Source organism: Paraburkholderia sp. EG287B, from assembly GCF_040965595.1.
Classification (GTDB): domain Bacteria; phylum Pseudomonadota; class Gammaproteobacteria; order Burkholderiales; family Burkholderiaceae; genus Paraburkholderia.
The window spans coordinates 131,409-152,203 of the sequence record NZ_JBFRCG010000020.1 but is presented as its reverse complement, the minus strand read 5'-3'; the positions used below and the strand labels follow the sequence as shown (position 1 = coordinate 152,203).

The 20,795-nt window shown below is 60.8% G+C and carries 16 protein-coding genes; 9 read left to right on the top strand and 7 right to left on the bottom strand.

Annotated elements, in window-relative coordinates; all coding sequences use genetic code 11:
- Positions 1-245: 245 nt before the first annotated feature.
- The 3 genes from AB4Y40_RS32770 to AB4Y40_RS32760 all read left to right on the top strand — a co-directional run bounded on the left by AB4Y40_RS32770 (position 246) and on the right by AB4Y40_RS32760 (position 3,966).
- Positions 246-1,196, top strand: coding sequence for a hydroxymethylglutaryl-CoA lyase (locus AB4Y40_RS32770; protein WP_368691416.1), 951 nt, complete (start codon positions 246-248; stop codon positions 1,194-1,196).
- A gap of 16 nt (positions 1,197-1,212) precedes the next feature.
- The gene (locus tag AB4Y40_RS32765; RefSeq protein ID WP_368691415.1) at positions 1,213-2,364 is read left to right on the top strand and encodes a CaiB/BaiF CoA transferase family protein; all 1,152 of its coding nucleotides are present in this window, start codon (positions 1,213-1,215) and stop codon (positions 2,362-2,364) included.
- A gap of 162 nt (positions 2,365-2,526) precedes the next feature.
- A complete protein-coding gene (locus AB4Y40_RS32760) occupies positions 2,527-3,966 on the top strand; it encodes an MFS transporter (protein WP_368691414.1) in 1,440 nt (479 codons plus the stop codon).
- Between the two features lie 49 nt (positions 3,967-4,015).
- On the opposite strand, the gene AB4Y40_RS32755 is transcribed toward AB4Y40_RS32760, so the two are convergent.
- From AB4Y40_RS32755 to tssK, 7 genes are all read right to left on the bottom strand, one after another.
- Positions 4,016-4,354, bottom strand: a complete 339-nt coding sequence (locus tag AB4Y40_RS32755) for a DUF2322 family protein (RefSeq protein ID WP_368691421.1) — start codon at positions 4,352-4,354, stop codon at positions 4,016-4,018.
- Between the two features lie 279 nt (positions 4,355-4,633).
- The gene (gene tssE / locus AB4Y40_RS32750; protein ID WP_368691413.1) at positions 4,634-5,065 is read right to left on the bottom strand and encodes a type VI secretion system baseplate subunit TssE; all 432 of its coding nucleotides are present in this window, start codon (positions 5,063-5,065) and stop codon (positions 4,634-4,636) included.
- Between the two features lie 13 nt (positions 5,066-5,078).
- Positions 5,079-7,805, bottom strand: coding sequence for a type VI secretion system ATPase TssH (gene tssH / locus AB4Y40_RS32745; protein WP_368691412.1), 2,727 nt, complete (start codon positions 7,803-7,805; stop codon positions 5,079-5,081).
- A gap of 153 nt (positions 7,806-7,958) precedes the next feature.
- Positions 7,959-8,444, bottom strand: coding sequence for an Hcp family type VI secretion system effector (locus AB4Y40_RS32740; RefSeq protein WP_266229202.1), 486 nt, complete (start codon positions 8,442-8,444; stop codon positions 7,959-7,961).
- 93 nt (positions 8,445-8,537) lie between these two features.
- On the bottom strand, positions 8,538-10,316 hold the full coding sequence (locus AB4Y40_RS32735) for an OmpA family protein (protein WP_368691411.1): 1,779 nt from the start codon (positions 10,314-10,316) through the stop codon (positions 8,538-8,540).
- On the bottom strand, positions 10,313-11,044 hold the full coding sequence (locus AB4Y40_RS32730) for a DotU family type IV/VI secretion system protein (RefSeq protein ID WP_368691410.1): 732 nt from the start codon (positions 11,042-11,044) through the stop codon (positions 10,313-10,315). Before AB4Y40_RS32730 ends, AB4Y40_RS32735 begins: the two co-directional genes overlap by 4 nt.
- Complete coding sequence (tssK, locus tag AB4Y40_RS32725; RefSeq protein WP_368691409.1) at positions 11,041-12,393, bottom strand: type VI secretion system baseplate subunit TssK; 1,353 nt, start codon at positions 12,391-12,393, stop codon at positions 11,041-11,043. The genes AB4Y40_RS32730 and tssK overlap by 4 nt, the downstream gene beginning before the upstream one ends.
- Before the next feature lie 508 nt (positions 12,394-12,901).
- Here tssK and tssB point away from each other — a divergent pair.
- The 6 genes from tssB (at position 12,902) to AB4Y40_RS32695 (ending at position 20,786) form a co-directional block, all read left to right on the top strand.
- Complete coding sequence (tssB, locus tag AB4Y40_RS32720) at positions 12,902-13,414, top strand: type VI secretion system contractile sheath small subunit (RefSeq protein WP_368691408.1); 513 nt, start codon at positions 12,902-12,904, stop codon at positions 13,412-13,414.
- A gap of 73 nt (positions 13,415-13,487) precedes the next feature.
- Positions 13,488-15,020, top strand: a complete 1,533-nt coding sequence (gene tssC / locus AB4Y40_RS32715) for a type VI secretion system contractile sheath large subunit (RefSeq protein WP_368691407.1) — start codon at positions 13,488-13,490, stop codon at positions 15,018-15,020.
- An 84-nt stretch (positions 15,021-15,104) separates the two neighbouring features.
- Entirely contained in the window at positions 15,105-17,453 is a 2,349-nt protein-coding gene (locus AB4Y40_RS32710; protein WP_368691406.1) for a type VI secretion system Vgr family protein, read from the top strand.
- Positions 17,450-18,253 carry a DUF4123 domain-containing protein gene (locus AB4Y40_RS32705; RefSeq protein WP_368691405.1) on the top strand — a complete coding sequence of 268 codons (804 nt, stop codon included), beginning with the start codon at positions 17,450-17,452 and terminating at the stop codon, positions 18,251-18,253. Before AB4Y40_RS32710 ends, AB4Y40_RS32705 begins: the two co-directional genes overlap by 4 nt.
- 418 nt (positions 18,254-18,671) lie before the next feature.
- A complete protein-coding gene (locus tag AB4Y40_RS32700; RefSeq protein ID WP_368691404.1) occupies positions 18,672-19,160 on the top strand; it encodes a DUF3304 domain-containing protein in 489 nt (162 codons plus the stop codon).
- A gap of 9 nt (positions 19,161-19,169) precedes the next feature.
- Complete coding sequence (locus AB4Y40_RS32695) at positions 19,170-20,786, top strand: DUF2235 domain-containing protein (protein WP_368691403.1); 1,617 nt, start codon at positions 19,170-19,172, stop codon at positions 20,784-20,786.
- The last annotated feature ends 9 nt before the right edge of the window (positions 20,787-20,795 follow it).

The window sequence follows — 20,795 nt, the reverse complement described above, 5'->3', positions numbered from 1 at the left end:
CTTACCCTCAGTGGTCGTTTTGACACCACCACTTTGGCACTCTGATGCCGTCGGGTACAGCGAGGGCTCCGCCGTTCCTACTGCCTCTCCGTTCCGACGCGGGAGGGAGGCGTCCATACCATCTCCTGACTGCGTTTCCGTGTGTTTCCAGATTGGAATCTTGAAGCTTCCAAAATACCGCTTTATGTATTTTGCGGAATGCCTAAAGTTAGCACATCGCTGGAGACAAAACCGGAGACACCTTCATGCCCCCATTACCTCAGTGGGCCCGGACGCGCGCCGTCATACGCGAAGTCGGCCTGCGCGACGGCCTGCAGAGCATCCAGACGGTGCTGCCGACCGAACACAAGATCGAATGGATCCGTGCCGCGCACGAAGCCGGCCAGCGCGAGATCGAAGTGGGTTCGTTCGTGCCTGCACGCCTCCTGCCGCAACTCGCCGATACAGCGGAACTCGTCGCTTACGCAAAGACGCTGCCGGACCTCTTCGTCTCGGTGCTGGTGCCGAACCTGAAAGGCGCCGAGCGCGCGCTGGAGGCGCAAGCGGACCTGCTGCTCGTGCCCCTTTCCGCGAGTGAGGCGCATAGCCTCGCGAATCTGCGCAAGACGCCCGATGAAGTCGTGGCCGAAGTGGCGCGCATCCGCGCCGCGCGCGACGCGAGCGGCGCGAAGACGCTTATCGAAGGCGGCATCGGCACGGCGTTCGGCTGCACGCTGCAAGGGCGCGTCGAGCCAGCCGAGGTGCTGCGCTGCATGCAGGCGTTGCTCGACGCGGGCGCGGACCGCGTGAGTCTCGCCGACACCGTGGGCTACGCCAACCCCGCCGCCGTGCGCGAACTCTTCGAGGCCGCACGCGAGATTGCGGGCGAGCGGCTGTGCTGCGCGCACTTTCACGACACGCGCGGCCTCGCGCTCGCCAACGTCTACGCGGCGCTGGGGGCGGGCGTCACGCGCTTCGACGCTACGCTCGGCGGCATCGGCGGCTGTCCGCATGCGCCGGGCGCGAGCGGCAATGCGTCGAGCGAAGACCTCGCGTTCATGCTCGCCGACATGGGCATCGACACCGGCATCGACATCAAACGGCTGCTGGCGCTGCGCGCGCGCGTGGCCCAGTGGCTGGAGGGCGAAACGCTGCACGGCACGCTCTGGCGCGCCGGACTGCCGAAGACCTTTGGCGCAATCGCGCACCACGCCTGATTAGTTTGAGGTACTTATGAATACGCAAAACCGTTTGCCGCTAGAGGGCGTGCGTGTCGTCGAATTCACGCACATGGTCATGGGCCCCACCTGCGGGATGATCCTCGCGGACCTCGGCGCCGAAGTCATCAAGATCGAACCGCCCGGCGGCGACAAGACGCGCAATTTGCCGGGCCTCGGCATCGGCTTTTTCCGCTCGTTCAACCGCAACAAGAAGAGCGTGGTGCTCGACATCAACACCGAGTCGGGCCGTGCGGCAGCCGTCGAGCTGATCGGCGAGTGCGACGTGATGCTGGAAAACTTCCGGCCCGGCCTGATGGAAAAGCTCGGACTCGATTACGCCACGCTCTCGCAGCGCTATCCGCGCCTCATTTACGTCTCGCACAAGGGCTTTTTGCCGGGCCCCTATGAAAAGCGTCTCGCGCTCGACGAAGTCGTGCAGATGATGGGCGGCCTCTCGTACATGACCGGGCCTGCGGGGCGGCCGCTGCGCGCCGGAACCTCGGTGAACGACATCATGGGCGGCATGTTCGGCGCGATCGGCGTGCTGGCCGCGCTGCGCGAGCGCGACGCGACCGGGCGCGGCCAGGAGGTGCAGAGCGCGTTGTTCGAGAACTGCGTGTTCCTGAGCGCGCAGCACATGCAGCAGTACGCCATGACGCACGAAGCGCCGCCGCCCATGCCTTCGCGCGTGTCGGCCTGGAGTGTGTACGACGTGTTCACGCTCGCCGAGGGCGAACAGCTTTTCATCGGCGCGGTGAGCGACAAGCAGTTCGTGACGCTGTGCGACGTGATCGGCTGTCCGCAGCTCGCCGACGAGCCGCACTTCGCGAACAACGCGCTGCGCGTGACGGTGCGGCCCGAACTGCTCGAACGCCTCGGCGCCGTGCTCGCCACGCAGCAGGTGGCCGAACTCATGCCGCGTCTCGAAGCGGCCGGCATTCCGTACGCGCCGATCGTGCGCCCGGACCAGTTGCTCGACGATCCGCACCTGAAGGCGAGCGGCGGACTCGTGCCGATGCAGACCGACGACGGCGGCACGACCGAAGTCGTGCTGCTGCCGCTCATGATGGGCGGCCGCCGTCCCGGCGTGCGCCAGCCGCTGGCAAAGGTGGGCGAGCATACCGAAGCGGTGCTGGCGGCCCTGAAGTCACACGCAGCGCCCTGAGCCGAGGGCAGACGCAGTAACAGCAGCACGTTCGCGGTTCCCTCGCTGGTCTGCCATACGGTTGCGCGTGCCACGAGCCATCAGAAGCTCGCACGTGCCGCGCGCTCGCGGACCGGCGTTCACAAGAATGACGCCCGGCGAGGCGTCGTCACGGAGACAAGCATGCAACGAACCCTCGGCGCGGACGCCCCGCTCGACGCCGTCACGGCCCCACCCGCAGGCAATCGCGCAGCGGCAGCGCTTTCCGCGCGGCTCGACCGCCTGCCCGCCACGCGCCAGCTCTGGATGCTGGTCATGTTGATCTCGCTGGGCGGCTTCTTCGAGGTCTACGATCTCATCTTTACGGGCTATATCGCGCCGGGCATGGCAAAAAGCGGCATGCTGCAAACCACCACGCATGCATTCTTCGGCTTCAACGGCATCGGGGCCTTCGTGGCCGCGACCTTCGCGGGTCTGTTCATCGGCACATTCTGCTTCGGCTGGCTGCCCGACCGCTTCGGACGACGAAGCGTATTCACCTTCTCGTTGCTCTGGTATTCGGTGGGCTCGGTGGCGATGGCGTTTCAGCATACCTCGCAGGGGCTGATCCTGTGGCGCTTCATCACCGGCATCGGTGTGGGCATCGAGATCGTCACCATCGACAGCTATGTCACGGAAATGGTCCCGCAGCAGATGCGCGGGCGCGCCATGGCGCTGAATCAGGCGATCATGTTCGCCGCGGCGCCCATTTCGGCGTTGCTTTCGTGGTGGCTCGTGCCGCAGGCGCCGCTCGGTCTCGACGGCTGGCGCTGGGTCGTGCTCGCCGGCTCGCTCGGAGCGGCGATCGTGTGGTTCGTGCGCCGCGCCGTGCCGGAGAGTCCGCGCTGGCTCGTCACACACGGGCAAACCGGGGCGGCCGAACGGGTGATCGCGCAGATGGAGCAACGCGCCGTGCGCGAAAGCGGCAAGCTCCTGCCCGAGCCTTCGCCTACGCTCGTGCTGCCCGCGCACCGGCGCGCCTCGCTCGCGGAACTCTGGAAGCCGCCGTATCGGGCGCGCCTCATCATGCTGATCGCGTTCAACCTCTGCCAGGCCGTGGGCTATTACGGCTTCGCGAACTGGGTGCCCACGCTCCTGATCGGGCAGGGCGTGACCGTCACGAAGAGCCAGCTCTACGCGGTCGTGATCGCCATTGCGCTGCCGTGCGGGCCGCTGCTCGCGATGCTCGTGGCCGATCGCATCGAGCGCAAGTGGCTCATCGTCAGCTCGGAGTTCGCGGTGATCGTGTTCGGGTTGATGTTCTCGCAGGCGCGCGGACCGCTCGCGCTGATTTCGCTCGGTGTCCTGATCAGCCTTGCGGGGCAGACCATATCCGTGTGCTATCACGCTTACCAGGCCGAGCTTTTCCCCACGGCGGTGCGTTGCAGCGCCAACGGCATCGTCTATTCCGCGAGCCGCGTGGGCGCGATGATGTCGGGCTTCATCATTGCCGCGTTGCTGCGCGACTTTGGCGTGAGCGGCGTGTTCGCCGGGATCACCGTGTGCATGCTCGCGGTGATGATTTCGATCGGCGGATTTGGACCGCGCACGAATGGCGTGCGGCTCGAAGAACTTTCGGCTTGAGTTGTCAGGGAAGGAGGCGTGCCGGCTGGCACGCCTGCGAAGGCAACGCTCAGGCCGCGGCGATCACGTCGATGCGCAGCGTCGGGCCGCCCGCCGCGATTTCGAGCAGACGATCGACGTTCGGATGTGCGCCCGGACGGTTGCGCGCGTCAGCGGTGTGCTCGGCGAACACGGCGAGGCCATGCTCGGCGGCGTTGGAGTCGAGCGTGCCGAAGGCTTCGCGCAGATAGTGGTAGACCGCGAGCGAGCCCTGCTTGCCGGGCATGTTTTCGATGCTCGCGGCGATGTTGCCCTGAGCGTCCACGAGATCGATGCGCTCGATGCCGTCGATGCCCGGCAGCAGTGCGAGATTGTCCTTGAAGGCGGCGCCCGGTTGAATTGCTTGAATCACTGAAAACACTCCGTTGGTTCGATAGATGGCTTTTGTGGAGCCGTATCTTAGCCGATCGGGGCGTTAGGCAGCTCGAACTAGTCGGCGGCGCCCGCTATTTCGCCCAGGCGAATGCGCGCGAGCAGGCGCGGGTCCTGGCACTGCGCGTACCCAGGGAGCCGGCTGCGGTGCGTCTCGTGGGCCTCGATCGGGCGATTAATGTGAGAGGTTTCTGTAAATATCGCAGTACCATTGCGGATTCGGAGACCCAGTCGCGCAAGAACGGTTGCCAACGCACTAGCGCTCACGCTCGCGATTGACGAGCCGCTCGACACGCATACGCCCGGGCGGCTCGAAATAGGTTCCGAACCGGACCAGCCCGGCCTTTCTGAGATGGCAGACCATCGTGAAGCTCGCGAGGAGCCCGGGATCGGGCTTGTCGCTGATCTCGATGTCGATCGAACGCAGACGCGGCTCGAACTTGAGCAGCGTGTTTTCCATCTGATTGCGCAAATCGTGGACTGACGCCGGCAGGTTCTTGTAGACGTCGGTCAGGTCCGGCAATCCAAAGTCGGGCACATGCTTGAGCGCACCCGCCCGTGTATTCAGGATTCGCCCGATGTTTGCCTGGATGCTCAGGATTTCGAGCGTGTTGTCATCGTGGTTTTCGAGTGTCTCTCCATTGATGTGGCCAAGCAGCATGTCGTAGAGGGACGGGCCTGTCGGCATGGTGAGGTCTCCGTTAGCCGGACGTGGTTTCGTTCGTGGCTGCGACCGGCTCGGCCTGATCCACGAAATCAATCGCGAGGCCGCCTTCAGCCGAGCTCGACAGGACGATCTGCGCCGGGGATGTGCCGCTCGCCATGCGCGTGAGCAGCTCACGCGACACCGCCGGGAGTACGTGCTGGTTGAGGAAGGCATCGACGTTGCGTGCGCCAGAATCACGGGCAAGGCAAAGCTCGGCGATCGCATCAATCAGGGAATCGTGGCAAACCAGTTCGACACCGTGCTGACGATTCAGACGCCCGGCCACCTTGTCGAGCTTCAGGCGCACGACGGCGCCGAGTGCGATGGCGTCGAGCGGCTTGTACACCAGCGTCTGGAAACGCGCGAGCAGCGCCGGCTGGAAGTGGGCAACGAGCTGTGGACGGATGGCCTCGAGTAGCGCAGGTTGCGCGCTGTCCGGATGGTCGGCAGTCAACTCGTCGATCTGCGCACTGCCGAGGTTGGAGGTCATCAGGATCACGCAGTTGCGAAAATCAATCTCGCGTCCTTCGCCGTCACGCATCGCGCCTCGATCGAATACCTGGTAGAACAGGTCCAGCACGTCGCGATGGGCCTTTTCGACTTCGTCGAGCAGCACGACGCTGTACGGGCGTTGTCGCACGGCCTCCGTGAGCACACCGCCGCGGCCATAACCGACATAACCCGGCGGCGAGCCCTTGAGCTGCGAAACCGTGTGGGCTTCCTGATACTCCGACATGTTGATCGTGGTGAGCGCCGCCGCGCCGCCGAACAGCAGATCGGTCAATGCGAGTGCGGTCTCGGTCTTGCCCACACCGGAAGGACCCGCGAGCAAAAACACGCCGAGCGGTGCATGCTCGTTCTTTAATCCGACCTTGGCGGTACGCAGGCTTTCCGCGAGCGCGACAAGTGCGTCGTCCTGGGCGACGACCCGTTTCGCGAGCTGCGCCTCGAGCGTGAGAAGGCTCTGCAGTTCGTCCTCGACGAGACTCCCAACGGGCACGCCGGTCCATTCGGCGACCACGCGCGCAACTGCCTGGGCGTCCACGTCTGCGAAAATGAGGGGTGCCTTGCCCTGGATGCGCTGGAGCGCTTGCTGTGCCTGCGCGAGGGAGCCGGGCTCGCCACCCGATGCAGACGCTCGTTGTTCATGCAGTGCACGCACGGACGCAAGTTCCTGGTCATAGCGCTGCTGCAACGTCTCAAGCGCGGCCTGCGCCTCGACGAGTGCCGCGCGAAGTTCCGCCTGACGCGTCTTCATCTCCGCGATGCCCGCCCGAGCGTCGTCTTCCACCGTCGAGCGTTCCAGTTCCAGCGCTGAGACGGCCGCGCGTGCGCGCTCCAGGTCGGCTGGGGGCGATTCGAGCCCCATCCGTACGCGTGCCGCAGCCGTGTCGATCAGGTCGACCGCCTTGTCCGGCAATTGGCGCGCCGGGATGTAACGGCGCGATAGCTTGACTGCGGCCACGAGCGCGTCATCGCGAATGTGCACGTTGTGGTACTGCGCATAACGACTCTTGAGCCCGCGCAGCATCAGGCACGCTGCGTCGTCATCGGGCTCCTCCACCTTGATCAGCTGGAAGCGCCGCTCGAGCGCGGCGTCGCGCTCGAAGTATTCCTTGTATTCCGACCAGGTGGTGGCCGCGATCGTGCGCAACTCGCCGCGCGCGAGCGCGGGTTTGAGCAGGTTGGCCGCATCGGCGCCGCCGGCGGCATTGCCGGCGCCGATGAGCGTATGCGCCTCGTCGATGAAGAGCAGGATCGGCACGCTCGATGCCTGCACCTCGTCGATCACATTCTTCAGACGTTGCTCGAATTCGCCTTTCACGCCGGCACCCGCCTGGAGCAGGCCGAGGTCGAGCGTGAGGATACGCACGTCGCGGATCACATTGGGCACCGTGCCTTCGGCCACACGAAGCGCAAGGCCCTCGACGAGCGCTGTTTTTCCCACACCCGGCTCACCGACGAGGATGGGATTGTTCTTGCGCCGGCGCGCGAGCACGTCGACCATCTGCTGGATCTCGCGATCGCGGCCAAAGACCGGATCGATCTGGCCGTCGCGCGCCTTGCCGGTGATGTCGATCGCAAAGCGGGCGAGGGCGTCACCGTCGACGCTGCGTACGATCGCCGGCGTTGCGTTTGTCGGCTCCGCGAGATTCGCGCTACCGGCCGCTGGCGCCGTGGTGACAGCGGTCGTTTGCAGTTCCGGCAGTTCGGGCGGGTTTTCGCTCGTGCGCGATCCCAGACGAGGCAGCAGGCGCTGGATCTGCGCGCTGCTTACGGATAGCAGCGGCCAGGTGGAGCGTGTGCGCAGCACGTGCGGCGCCTCGACGATGGCTTGCAGAACATGTCCCGAGCGGATCGTCGTTTCATGTGCATCGCGGGCGTTGAGCGCATGGGACCAGGCGTCCTGCAGGACGGCGGCCAGTTGCGGAGAGAGGCCCGGCCGGCCGCGCAGGTTGCGCGGGGTGTGCTCGATGGCGCCGAGCAACGCGTTCCATATGGGGTCCACGTCCAGATCGTAGTGGTCAAGGATAGCGGGAACATCGCCGTCGCCGGCTTCGAGCAGTTTGAGTAGCCAGTGCTCGACCGTGATTTCATCAGCAAGCCGTGTCTGGCACAGACTTGCTGCTGCCTCGAGCGCCGCCGTGCAATGCGGATTGAGCCTGCGCAGAAGCTGGCTGATATCGCGGGAATGTGTGCTTCGATCGTTGTACAGGGTCATGTCGTGGCTGCCTGTGCGGGCGCAGAGGGCAAGGGGGCGGCCTCTGGAAGTGGCCGTCCGATGCAGCAAAAAGCACCAGTCCGCGTGCGCGGACTGGCGAAATGGGGGCCGTCATGCCGTGACGACCGCCGGACCAGCGTCGGGAAGCAAGGTTCAGGAGCGCTCGTTCCAGGTGTCCTTGTGGATGATGTTGCCGTCCTTGTAGGACCACGTGATGGTCTCGTAACGCAGCTCGACTTCCTCGAGGTGGTTGTGCTTTTCGTAGTCGGGGATCTTGATGTCGAGCATCTTCGGCCGGACCGCCACGACCTTCACGTTTTCGAGCTTCGTGTTGAAGTATTCCTTCTCCTTGCCGGCGTCGTCGATCTTGTACCACTTGATCTCGGCCGACTTGAGCGTCTGGCCGCTCGTTACCGCCTTGTAGAGATACGGCGTCGACGCGTCGGTTTCCTTCACGAGCGTGATCGGCGCGTGCACGCGCGTGCCGGTCAGCTTGCCGGTGTTGCCATCGGTCGGAATGTGCAGGTCGTGGTTGAACTGCGTGATCTCGATGCTGCCCTCGCGCCCCTGAACAGTCACCGACCCCTTGATGTCAGCGCCACCATCGTCCTTGAGCCACATGTATGACGGGATTGCCATTGCTTAACTCCATTCTTTTCGTACTACGAATTGCCCGGAAACAGTGACCGGGCCCGCGAAACCCGAAGCCTGGGCTTCGGGGGCAAACGCTCCCTACCTGGGCCCCGCTCCGGGCGTTACCGTTTGCGTGGCGGCAGCCGCCGGCGCGGTCTGCACCGCGTCAGGTACGAGGGTGATTTCTACACGTCGATTTTTCGCACGCCCGGCGTCCGTGTCGTTCTCCGCAAGTGGCCGGGTGTCACCGTAGCCCTGGATCGCGAATTGCGTCGCCGGGATGCGGGAGGCATCAACCAGCCAGTCGCGCACGGACTGGGCGCGCGCGGTTGAAAGCAGCAGATTGCTATCGGGCTTGCCGACGTTGTCGGTGTGGCCCGCCACGAGAATCCGCTTGTCCGGATGCGCCTTGATCAGCTCGAGCGCGTTGACCATGAACCGTGTCGAGCCGTCTTTGAGTTGGGCCTTGCCGCTGTCGAACAGCGACATGCTGTCAAGCGTAATAACCGTTGGCGGCGGCGGGGGCGGCTGATAGGAGGCAATCGCGTTGTTGAGCGCCGGGATTAGTTTCGCGCCGCGGTACAGTCCGAACGACAGATCGAGCGGGACCCCCGTTCGTGCGTAGCGGTCGAGTTCGTCGCGATCACTCACGAGAGTCTTAAGCGCTTCGCGCCGTGCCACGTCGTGGTCGGCCGGAATCATCGAGTAACGCCCAAGATCGGCTTGAATACGCGAGAGCAGCGTTTGATTGTTTTTTCCGGCACAGTAAAACGCAATGCCGGCCGCGCACGCGAACATCGCAAGGGCATGGATCAGCGCCACGAGCCGGGGCGATCTCCAGTGCCGCACGGGCAGGGCCTCGATAAGCGGCTGCGGTAGTGGCCATGGCGCAGGTGACGCCGGCGCCGTGTTGCGCAGCACGCTCGTCTGCATTTCCACATCCACGCTCCATGGGTTGCCTGCACGGCACGCGGGGCCGCAGTCGATCCAGCCGGCACCGAACAGCGCCAGGGGCATGGCCGGCTGCCGCGGGTCTGTAAGCGCGTGCAGCACGACGCGCTGTGTCCAGCCGATGAGCGACGCAAGTGCCGCGGCCCGCGTGGCCGCCACATTGCGGTTAGGCGCGCCCATGATCTCGTCTTCTGCGGCCCGTATCACGGTCTCGAATCGCTGCGCGTCAATCATGCGGGAGGCCGACGAAACACCGTGCCATTGCGGCCCGGCAAGCCCCGCGGCTTCGGTCGTCAGTCGCTGATACACCGCGACATAGCCGGGAAGAACGCGCGCGCCGAGCAAGCGCGCGGCGTCGGCGAGTGCCTGACGTGCCGCGCGCAATGACTGGGTTAGAAGATCGACATCCGTATATCTTGCCGGCACAACCGAGATCACGACGCCATCGGGGGCGCGCCCGTCACGCCACTGCTTCACCGCGATGGCCAGACGCGCCAGATCTTTGGGGCTGTCCACGCGTAGCCAGATTGCGCCTTCCCCGACATAGGTGAAACGCTCGCCTTCATTCCTGTTGAACAGTGCGGGCAGATCATCGCCCGTCACCAGCACGAGTGGCATTCGGGTACGGAGGTCGACGGGTATGCCGGCCGTTGCTTGCCCAAGTGCGGAAAGAACCTGCGCGCCCAGCCTGCGCGCGATGGCGATTCGCCGGGTATACATGACCACGAGCAGCATGGCGACAAGCACGACCGCGCCGGAGAACATCCACGCAAGCACCGGGCCGACTCGCGCCACGCACCAGACCAGGATGAGCGCCAGAGCCGTCCCAACAAGAACCTGCAGCCGGAACGGGTAGTCGAGTCCTTCGTGGCCGCGAAGCTGCGCATCGTTGGGGGCCGAAGTCAGCAGGGGCAGGTCTGACTTCACGGCTGCGCAACCTTTACCGACGGAATGTGTGTGACCTGCCCGTTGAGTGCGACGGCCCACGTACTCCAGATGATTGCGGCAACCATGCAGACGACCGCGGCTATAACCCATGGCGAAAGCCGATGGAACCAGTCGGAAAGCGGGCGTCCCGCTCGGTCTGAGATAAACGACTGCGCCTCATGCGGTCGAAGCGTCTTCAGACGTGCGTTGAGCGCGCCCATGAGTTCGACGAGCTTGCTTTCCCCATCGAGCGCATAGCGCCCCCTAAAGCCCATGCCGAGGATCGCGGCGTAACCTTCGAGCAGGTCAGCATGCGGTGCCGCTTCTCGCAGGCGCGCCTCGATCCGGTCAATGACGAACTCGCCTGCGTCGTGCACCTTGAACCGCTCGACCTGAAACGGGTTGAGTGCCCACGCTGCCCGGCTGCCTTCAGGGAGATTCCGCAGCGCCGTTTCATCGATCAGGCCGCACTGCGCGAGCGAGACTTCGCGCTTGACGTCTTCGGGATAGCCGTATTGCGTGAGGGCGTCCGAGAACCTCTGGATCAGCTTGCGGCAGTCGTTGCGGAACTTCTCCGCATCCTTTACGGTTCCGTCGTCGCCGAGTGAGGTGACGAGCAGTCCGGTGTCACGCAGCAGGTCCCGGATGCCGGGTGTGCTCGCGCGGCCAAAGTCGGGCTCCGAGGCAAGTCGCGCGGACGCGTCGTGGCGATCGTTCAGGACTTTCATGAGCGCAGCACCGCGTAAAGTTCAAGCGAGGCATCAGCGACCGACCCCGGCAGATAGATCTGGCAGGCTCTCGCAGCGAGCATCCTCTCGTATGCGGGACCGATGGAGTCCAGCGAAAAATACTGGTTGTCCAGTCGCACGGGGATGGCGCCGGGCACACGTTGGACCGCCTTGAGAGGAATGCCAGGCAATGCAGAATTGACGATGTGCTCGACATCATCCGGTGCGCCGATCTTGCACAGACGCGGAAACTGTTCGACCAGATCGAATGCAGTCATGCGCGCGTTGACAGACAGGTACCAGTCGGACACACCATCGACTATGCGCTCGTCAAGGAACTGTCCAGCCCATGTCGTCGGGGTTTTGCGCGTGAGACCAATTGGGATCACGCGGGACGGAATGATTGCATCGAGCAGCTCCCGGATCATCGATTCCAGCTTTGCGAACACATCGTCGGCATAGGCGTGGTCCCACACGGGAATGTCGGCAAGCTGCACGGCGGTGGAGAATGTCGTCAGGGCGCTGACCAGTTGGGCGAGCGTGACATAAAGCTGCTCAGGTGGCCGCGCGGGATGTGACAGGAAGAGCCGTATTTGCGGCCACGCCGTATGGATGCAGTGCAGCAGCCAGAACAGCTGCACGTCGGCAACGCCGTATTCGGTAACTTGCTCGACGCGTTCGCTGCGACGCGCGCCAAGTACGAGACTCTTTGCCTGCAGGATGTCCGCGAGGCGGTTGAGTCGCTCCATGTGCAGCGGATGACTGCCCAGCGTGAGACACGGCGGCACAAAGCGGTGATCGACCTGGAACTGGCCGTTCGCTGCGCGCGTGAGGCGCGCAATAGCGCAGACAGTGTCATCGGCATGCGGCTCGAAATCGAAGAGCAGGCGCAGCGCATGGCGCTCGACCGCGATCTCGGTCTCGGCTGTGCCATTCAGATCCACGACCTTCACGAACTCGCGATAGGAGCGTCGCGGCCGCGCGAGCGCTGTTTCGTCAAAACGACAGTTGTTGCCATTGGCGTCGGGCAGCGCGAGCGCGGCATAGACGATCAAGCTCTGGCGGTCCGCCGGGATACCCTGCGTCAGATCGCGTCCTCCGGGTATCGCGTCGCTGACTGTCGAGTCGAAAGGGGTACCGTCGGGCAGGCGCAGCTTGAGTTGCTCGAGTTTCAGCCGGCCCGTCTTGAGCGCTTCTTCATCCACGACGACACCCAGCGTGCCCCACGGCTCGGCAAAAGCCGCGGCCACGAACTGCTGTACGGCGAATTCGGTCGCGCGCTCCATCTGCTGGAAGTGTTGCTGCGAAAGGATCAGGCCGTCGTGCCAGAGAGGTTTATGGATACGCATAGGCGATGGTCTCTTGTGGTTCGTACTTTTCTTCTTTCATTACGGTGACTTCAATCGAGGAAGTCGAACGGCTTTATACAAGGTAAACCGGAGTTTGTATCGAATTGGATTTGAGTTCTGACAAACGATAACAACTCGCATAAAAATAATATGCTGATCGCGTATCTCGATATTTGTTTCTGAAAAATAACATGATGGATGTCAATCTCGAATGTTGATATTGATTGTTTTGGTTATCGTGAAATATTCAAGAATCTGATTCAAAAATTTAACAATTGAGTATTTAGAGATAAGGTCGAAAAGAAATTCCAATTGACGGCATGTGCATAATCAGATTTAATGGGCCGTCGCAAACAGGTCGCACGAATGGAGACCACGCCATGGGGTGCCTTCGGTACTAGATCCCTACGAGCATGCATGTGGCGAAGGACCGCGCATGCAGCGCGCGACACCGCATCGCGACCGTCCAGTTCTGCGCAATCGTGAACATTAATTAATTAGGCATACTATGGATAGCTTTCAGAGAGAAATCCCAAAAAGCCGCGTATCGATTACCCTGGATCTTCACACGGGCGGAGCCCGGAAGAAAGTTGAACTGCCGCTCAAGTTGCTTGTTGCCGCTAATTTTAGCGCGGGCGCGGAAAATGCACCGCTCGCCGCCAGAAAGAAGGTCAACATCGATAAAAACAATTTCGATGCCGTGCTCGGCGATTATGCGCCGAATTTGAAGTTTGGCGTTGAAAATACGCTGGCTGGAGATGGCGGCGAATTGCCCGTGAACCTCTCGTTCCGTTCATTGAAGGACTTCGATCCGGAGCAGGTGGCCCGACAGATTCCCGAACTCCAGGCGCTGCTCGCCATGCGCAACCTGCTGCGCGACCTCAAATCGAATCTGCTGGATAACGGGACATTCCGCCGCGAATTCGAGAAGGTCCTGAAGGACAAGCGTCTGTCCGACAAACTGCGCGGCGAACTGGCGCAACTCGCGACGGCTGCGACCCAGCCAGAAGGGCATGCCTGAGCGGCGCCGCGCCAAGGCGGCATTCACCGCTTTTCGCAATCAGCTTGTGTTTCAAACGCAGACAGGAACCGCAATGAGCCAGAACAAAGCCGCCACGGGTGCAACCGAGACCGTTGTGCTCGAGGGAGACAGCGTGTACGCCGCGCTGTGTAGCAGGATCAATCTCAAACCCGTCGCCGAGGCACGCCCGCTCGAAGCGTTCCGCGACGGCGACACGCTTTCCGAAGCCTCGGCCGATGAGCGCATCGCGCGCGGCATGGGCGCGTTTCTCGAACTGGTGGCGAAGTCGAACCAGCCGGTCGATCGCCTCGACAAGTCGCTGCTCGACTTCCATATCGGGCAGCTCGATCGCCAGATCAGTCGCCAGCTTGATGCGGTGATGCACGCGCCCGAATTCCAGGCGCTCGAAGGTCGCTGGCGCGGCGTGAAGATGCTGGTCTCGCGCACCGACTTCCGCCGCAATGCACGCATCGAACTGCTCGACGTCTCGAAAGAGGCGCTGCAACGCGATTTCGAGGACGCGTCCGAACTCATCCAGAGCGGCCTCTATCGCCTCACGTACATTGAGGAATACGACACGCCTGGCGGCCAGCCAGTGAGCGCGATGATCAGCGACTTCGAGTTCGATAACTCGCCGCAGGACATCGCCCTGCTGCGCAACGTCTCGAAGGTCGCGGCGGCTGCCCACATGCCGTTCATAGGCTCGGTGGGCCCCGCGTTCTTCGGCAAGAAGACGATGGAAGAAGTCGCTGCCATCCAGGACATCGGCAACTACTTCGACCGCGCCGAGTACATCAAGTGGAAGAGCTTCCGCGACACCGATGACGCCCGCTACGTAGGCTTGACCATGCCGCGCGTGCTCGGCCGCCTGCCGTACGGCAAGGATACGGTGCCGGTGCGCGCCTTCAACTATGAAGAAGCGGTGAAGGGCCCGGATCACAACCGGTATCTCTGGGTGAACGCTTCCTTCGCGTTTGCAGCCAACATGACGCGCAGCTTCGTGAACAACGGCTGGTGTGTCCAGATCCGCGGTCCGCAGGCGGGCGGCAAGGTCGAAGACCTGCCGGTCCATCTGTATGACCTCGGGACCGGCGCCCAGCCGAAAATTCCCACCGAGGTGCTCATTCCGGAAACACGTGAGTTCGAGTTCGCGAACCTGGGTTTCATCCCGCTGTCGTTCTACAAGAACCACGACTTCGCCTGCTTCTTCTCGGCGAACTCGGCGCAAAAGCCAGCGCTCTACGAAACAAAAGAAGCGACTGCCAACAGCCGCATCAACTCGCGCCTGCCGTACATCTTCCTGCTATCGCGCATTGCGCACTACCTGAAGCTCATCCAGCGCGAAAACATCGGGACGACGAAGGATCGCCGGCTGCTCGAGCTGGAGCTGAACAACTGGATCAAGGGTCTGGTGACCGAGATGAAGGACCCGGGCGACGAACTGCAGGCGTCGCACCCGCTGCGCGAGGCAAAGGTCACGGTCGAGGACATCGAGGACAACCCGGGGTTCTTCCGCATCAAGCTTTTCATCATCCCGCACTTTCAGGTCGAGGGCATGGACATCGGCCTGTCGCTGGTGTCGCAGATGCCGAAGGCCAAGAGTTGATCTGACGTTTCAAGTAGTCGCTGCCGGGGCGCGCCGGGCGCCCCGGCAGTTTTTTGCCGTCATTGTGTATCCGGGAGAGATTCGATGTCGATGGTCATGCCTCTGCAGGCTTATGAATTGAAGCTGGCGCCGCATCCCGCGCCGTTCTCGATCCTGAAATTCGCTGGCGAGGATAAGGTCAGCCGGTTGTACTGGTACGAGATTCAATTCACGAGCCCGACGGCGGGTATTCCGATGGACCAGGTGCTGGGGCGCCCGGCCAGATTCATGATCGATCCCATTGATCCGAACCTCGGGGACCTTCACCGGATGTACGGAGACAATGCGGATAATTTTAGCAAGAAGCCGCCGGCGTACACCATTCACGGCATCATCACGAAGTTCGACGAGCTTGAGACGTCCGCCGATGAAACGCGTTACCGCGTGCGCCTCGAACCGAAGCTGGCTGACCTCAATCGCGGCGTGACGAGTCGTTTGTTCCAGAAGCAGTCAGTCGAGGAGGTCATTACCGCTACGCTGCGTCACTATGGGTATCGGGCGGGTGTCGACTTTGTGTTCAAGCTGCGGGGCCAATACAAGCGGCACGAGTACGTCACCCAGTACCACGAGACCACATTCGCGTTTATCCAGCGCATCTGCGCGGAAGAGGGCATCTGGTTTCGCTGGGAGCAGAGAAAAGATTACGCCGTCGTGGTGTTCGGCGACGATCTCGACGCGTATTCGCGCAAGCAGCGTACGGTGCCTTATCGTCGCCATTCGGGCCTTGCAAATGTCGGGGCTGACTCGATCAAGACGCTCACGCGCCGTACCCACCGCGTGCCGGAAGCAGTGCGGCTGCATGACTACAACCACCGCCAGGCCGATGTATCGCTGCTGGTCGAGGAAAACGCGGCACGCGGCGACACGACGACGAACGCGGTCGACTATCACTGGGGCGAACACTATGAAACGCCCGAGGAAGGTCAGCGCATCGCGCGTTTGCGTCATGAGGCGCATCTCGCCGGCCAGGTGATCTTCACGGGGATGGGCAATCCATTCTGGCTGGAGGCCGGTGAAGTCATGAAGGTCGACCCGGTTCAGGTTGACGCAAAACATGGGATCTTCATCACATCGGTGCGCTCGCACGGCGCGCGCAATAAGTCGTATCGGGTGACGTTCGAGGGCATTCCGTCAGACCGCGTCTGGCGGACCTCGATGACTGACGTCAAACCAAAGGTCATCACGGGCATTCTCCCGGCCCGCATTACGTCGCCCGGAGATTACAAATACTCGTACTTGACCGAGCAAGGCTGGTATGTCATCAAGCTGCCGTTCGACCTGGACGAGTGGAGCCCCGGCGGCACAAGCCGGCCTGTGCGCCTTGCCAAGCCGTATAGCGGCGACAACTATGGTCATCACTTCCCGTTGATCGATTCGGCGGAGGTCGCGCTGGAGTTCACGGCGGGCGATCCTAATCGTCCGATCATCATCGGCGCGATGCACGATAGTTTGCATCCTGATCTCGTCAATAACCTCAACAACACCCGAAACCTCATCCGCACGGCCGCGCAGAACGAATTGCGGATGGAGGACAAGGAAGGTATTGAGCATATCCACCTGACCACGCCGTTTCAGACCAGCGAATTGAATCTCGGGCATATGGTTGATGGGGATCGCAAGGAGCGGGGGCGGGGCGCGGAGCTGCGATCGGACGGCCATGTAGCGGTCCGAGGTGCAAAGGGACTGCTCCTGTCGGCAGATAAAAAGCTCGATGCGCAGGGTAAGCAACTCGACATGCAGCCAGCCAAGGAGTTGCTCGATCGCGCTTTGGAGCAAATGCAGGTTCTCGCCGAGGCAGCAAGAGCTGCAAATGCGGTTGCAGCAGACTATGAAGCACAAAAAGCGCTGCTGAACGGAACGCTAGACGATTTGCGGCAGGCCGGAATACTTGCAAGTGCACCAGATGGCATGGGCCTGACCTCAGGAACCCACCTGCAGATGAGTGCGGCTGGAAATTTGATTGCAACCGCCGGCGGTAATGTGGACATCGGAGCAAAAAATCATTTTGCGGTAGCGGCTGGTGATTCGGTGTCTCTGCTCGCGTTGAACGATGGCTTCAAAGTTCTGGCCGCCAAGGGGAAGGGCGAAATAATGGCGCATAGCGACGAAATGCTAGTCGCTGCTCTGAAGGATCTCGCTGTAGCAAGCACGAACGGGCGGCTTGTTCTCTCGGCCAAAAAGGAAGTGTGGATCGGCGCCGGAGGATCCTACATCCGCATTTCCGCAGGCGGTATTGAAAATGGCACCCCGGGAAGCATTCTCGAGAAATGCGCCTCGTGGAACAAGTCAGGCGCTGAAAGTATGCAACCCGTTCTCCCCCTCCTGCCGAAATCGGTGTGCATTCCGTGCCTTCTTGCTGAATACAATCAAGGCGCATTGTTGGGTAACAAATGAATATAGAACTGCTTTCCAACGCCGTGCATGAATTCCAGCGTGCCAATTCTGAGCTCCTGGCGTGCGCACTTGTCTATGGGGTTGGGCAGCCGGCACTGTACGCAGAACTCACCCAGTGGTTTGGACCGGAAGTGGCGGACTCACGTCTCGCATTGATCTTTGATGCGAGACGCGAGACTGGAAACGACCAATACGGTCCATTTCTGGTGCGACTTTCTCAGGGAACCGAGCATCCGTCGAGATCGCTCGAAAGACTCGCAGAATGCTGTCTCGGTGATTTCAGAAGTGTCTCATTTCTTTTCTCCTCTCTCGAGTTCGAGCCACTCGCCGACGCACTGCGCGAGCGCCTTGATGTTGTCTTTGAAGACCATAGCGAATGGCATTTGAAGTATTTTGATACGCGGTCACTCGACGTTCTGGATAGAGCTCTCTCCGATGAGCAGCGAACGCCGTTTTTCGCGATGACCCGAGAATGGTGGTTCCTTGACAGAAATCTTCAATTGCGACGCGTTGAGGGCAGTTCAGGAGAAGTCGATCGCTATCGCGCGCCGTTGAGCTTGAGTGAGCAGCAGGCGAAGGCTTTCATTGATGCGAGCTTACCGGATTCAGTGCTTTACACACTTCGTTTGACCGATAGCGACCTTTTAGACGAATTCGATTCCGCAACCCGATATCGAATTTGCGAGCGATCCTTGGTTGATGCGAGCGAAAATGAGAAGAACAGCACACTCCTGTTGGCAAACCGTGTGCGAGCCTCACTGACGAGAGCTATGGGTGATTCAAGTGATGACTCTGCCTGATGGGGACGGTCATGCAGTATGGGTAGCGTATGGTAACTACGCCCATTTTGGTCGACGCGAGGCGAATAGATGATGACAATTTCAACGAGAATTAAGCAAATCACTGTCTTACTTTGCGAATTGTCAGCGGTGCCATTGATGGGATGCAAAAGAGAGCCATACATGCTCGGCGTATTCGGATATGACTATACTGATCGAGCAATTGCGTACTTCTCCCCAAGGATCCCAGCTATCCTGAGATTCACTTCTATCCGGATGGGCACATTGAAGGTGCCATTTCTGGGCGTGATGGACCTTCGCCGGCTCGGTTGAAGCTTGAGAGACGACTTCCCTATGTTCGTTAAGAATTCGATGAAATGAAACGGACCTCTGTGTGAAACGAGAGTCGACTTCCCTATGTTCGATAAAGGTTGAAAAAATGAAGAGAATTCGGAAAGATCGCGTAATCACCGTCTTGCTCTGTTTATTGTCAACCGCGACGCTGATGGGCTGCAAAAGAGAGCCCTACATGCTCGGCGTATTCGGTTATAACTATACCGATCGAGCGGTTGCGTACTTCTCCGTTAATGGTGCAGGGGGAGGGAATGTGGAATTGAGCACGCCAACGGCCGGCGGAGGAAAAACGATGTGTTGTGTCGTGATGGACCGCGACACCGTGACACCGTTCTGGGTAGAAGTAAAGTACAAAATGAGTGCTCTCGAATCTTATCCGCCCAGGAAGATGATTGAACCGTCCCAGCCATATAAGTCAGCAAAGGTGGAGGTAACCGGTCCTATCCCCAAGGACCCCAGCTATCTTGAGATTCACTTCTATCCGGATGGGCACATCGAAGGTGCCATTTCTGGGCGTGATGGACCTTCGCCGCCTCGGTTGAAGCTTGAGAGAAGGCTTCCCTATGTTCGATAAAGGACGAAGATGATGCTTGACAATGCCGAAATTCCCCTGGCGGCGGGCTTAAGGTCGCTTACGTTACTTGATCGGGAGCAGCGAGCCGCGGCGATGCACTGCACCGATCCGAAGAGGAAACCTGGCACCGCAGATTGCTCGCAATCGATCTGGCTATCGCTATTCTTCGACGGCACTGGGAACAATTTCGATTACGACACACCGAAGTTGAAACAAAGTAACGTTTCCAGGTTGTTCTCTTCGCATCAACTAGAAAACGACGAAACGGGAAGATATCCGATCTATATTCCTGGTTTGGGAACGCCATTTCCGGAAATAGGCGAGCGTACATACTCCGACCTAGGACTCGCGGTCGGAGTCGGTGGCGAGAAGCGCCTGAAGTGGGCTCGTCAACAGTTTGACGATCGAATTCGGAAAGCGAAGGCACGAGCAAGAAACCCGAGGCAGCCGATCCGGACAATCAACGCATCGTTGTTTGGCTTTTCCCGAGGAGCAGCGCTTGCACGTGCGTTTGCTGTTCGAATCGCCAAGGATTGCAAAAAAGTGGGTGATGGTTGGCAATACCAAGGTTATCCTATTCGACTGTATTTCATGGGATTAATGGATACTGTAGCTTCGGCTGGCTTGCCGTCTAGTGCAAAATATCTGGATCGCAGCCCAATTGTTAAGATTGCGACCGAAAGCTTTTTTCCATCGCTGAGCTCAGCCCTCACGTTTGTTCCGAAGGACGGACACTATGCTTGGGCAAAGAATCTGAAGATCCCTGCGATGGTTGAGCAATGCGTTCACTACGTAGCTGCGCACGAGGTGCGAGATTCGTTCCCGCTCGATTCGGTGCGTGACGGAAATCACTACCCTCCGAACTGTATTGAAGTAATTTACCCCGGTGTTCACTCCGACATCGGCGGTGGATATGCGCCTGGTGAGCAGACGCGGTCACTCACCGATGACGAAAAGCTAAGTCAGGTTCCGTTATTGCATATGTATCGAGCGGCGCTGGCGGCAGGTGTTCCCTTTCGAGCTTTCAATGAAATGGACGTGGATACGAAAAGCACATTCGCACTGTCGCAAAGGACAGTCGCGCTCTTCGATGCTTACCAAGCACGGGCTCACGCATCCGGCCCGGTCGAGAAGGTCGTTGCGCAGCACCTTTATCCACTGTATTTAGCGCGGAGTTACTTGTCCAAATTGACGAACGACGAAGCCGCTCGTGCACGTGTTCCGGCTGCGAAGCAGGTGCTTGCGCAAACGGGAAACAACGATCTCGTGAAGGACGTCGAGGCTGAACTGGCCAAGATCACCGCCGGCGGAAATGCCGTCAATCGAGCGTCGGGCGATGCTGAGACAAAGAAACTGAACGGGAAGTCTCTGAGTTTACGTGAAGCAATGCTTGCGCGCGCGTACGAAGATGTTTCGTTGATTACAGGATCGAGTTCTACGCGCCAGTCCTTGCTTGATTTTTTTGACTACCTCGTCCATGACTCAGTGGCGGGATTCGGAGCCGATATGTCAAAACTGCAAAACTGGAGAATGATGTATTTCGGTGACCAAGGTTATGAGCCAGAAAACGACTGGAACCTTGCGAAGGAGGAGCGAACCAACGAAAGTACGGGCGCGACCGCATAGGTACGCGTG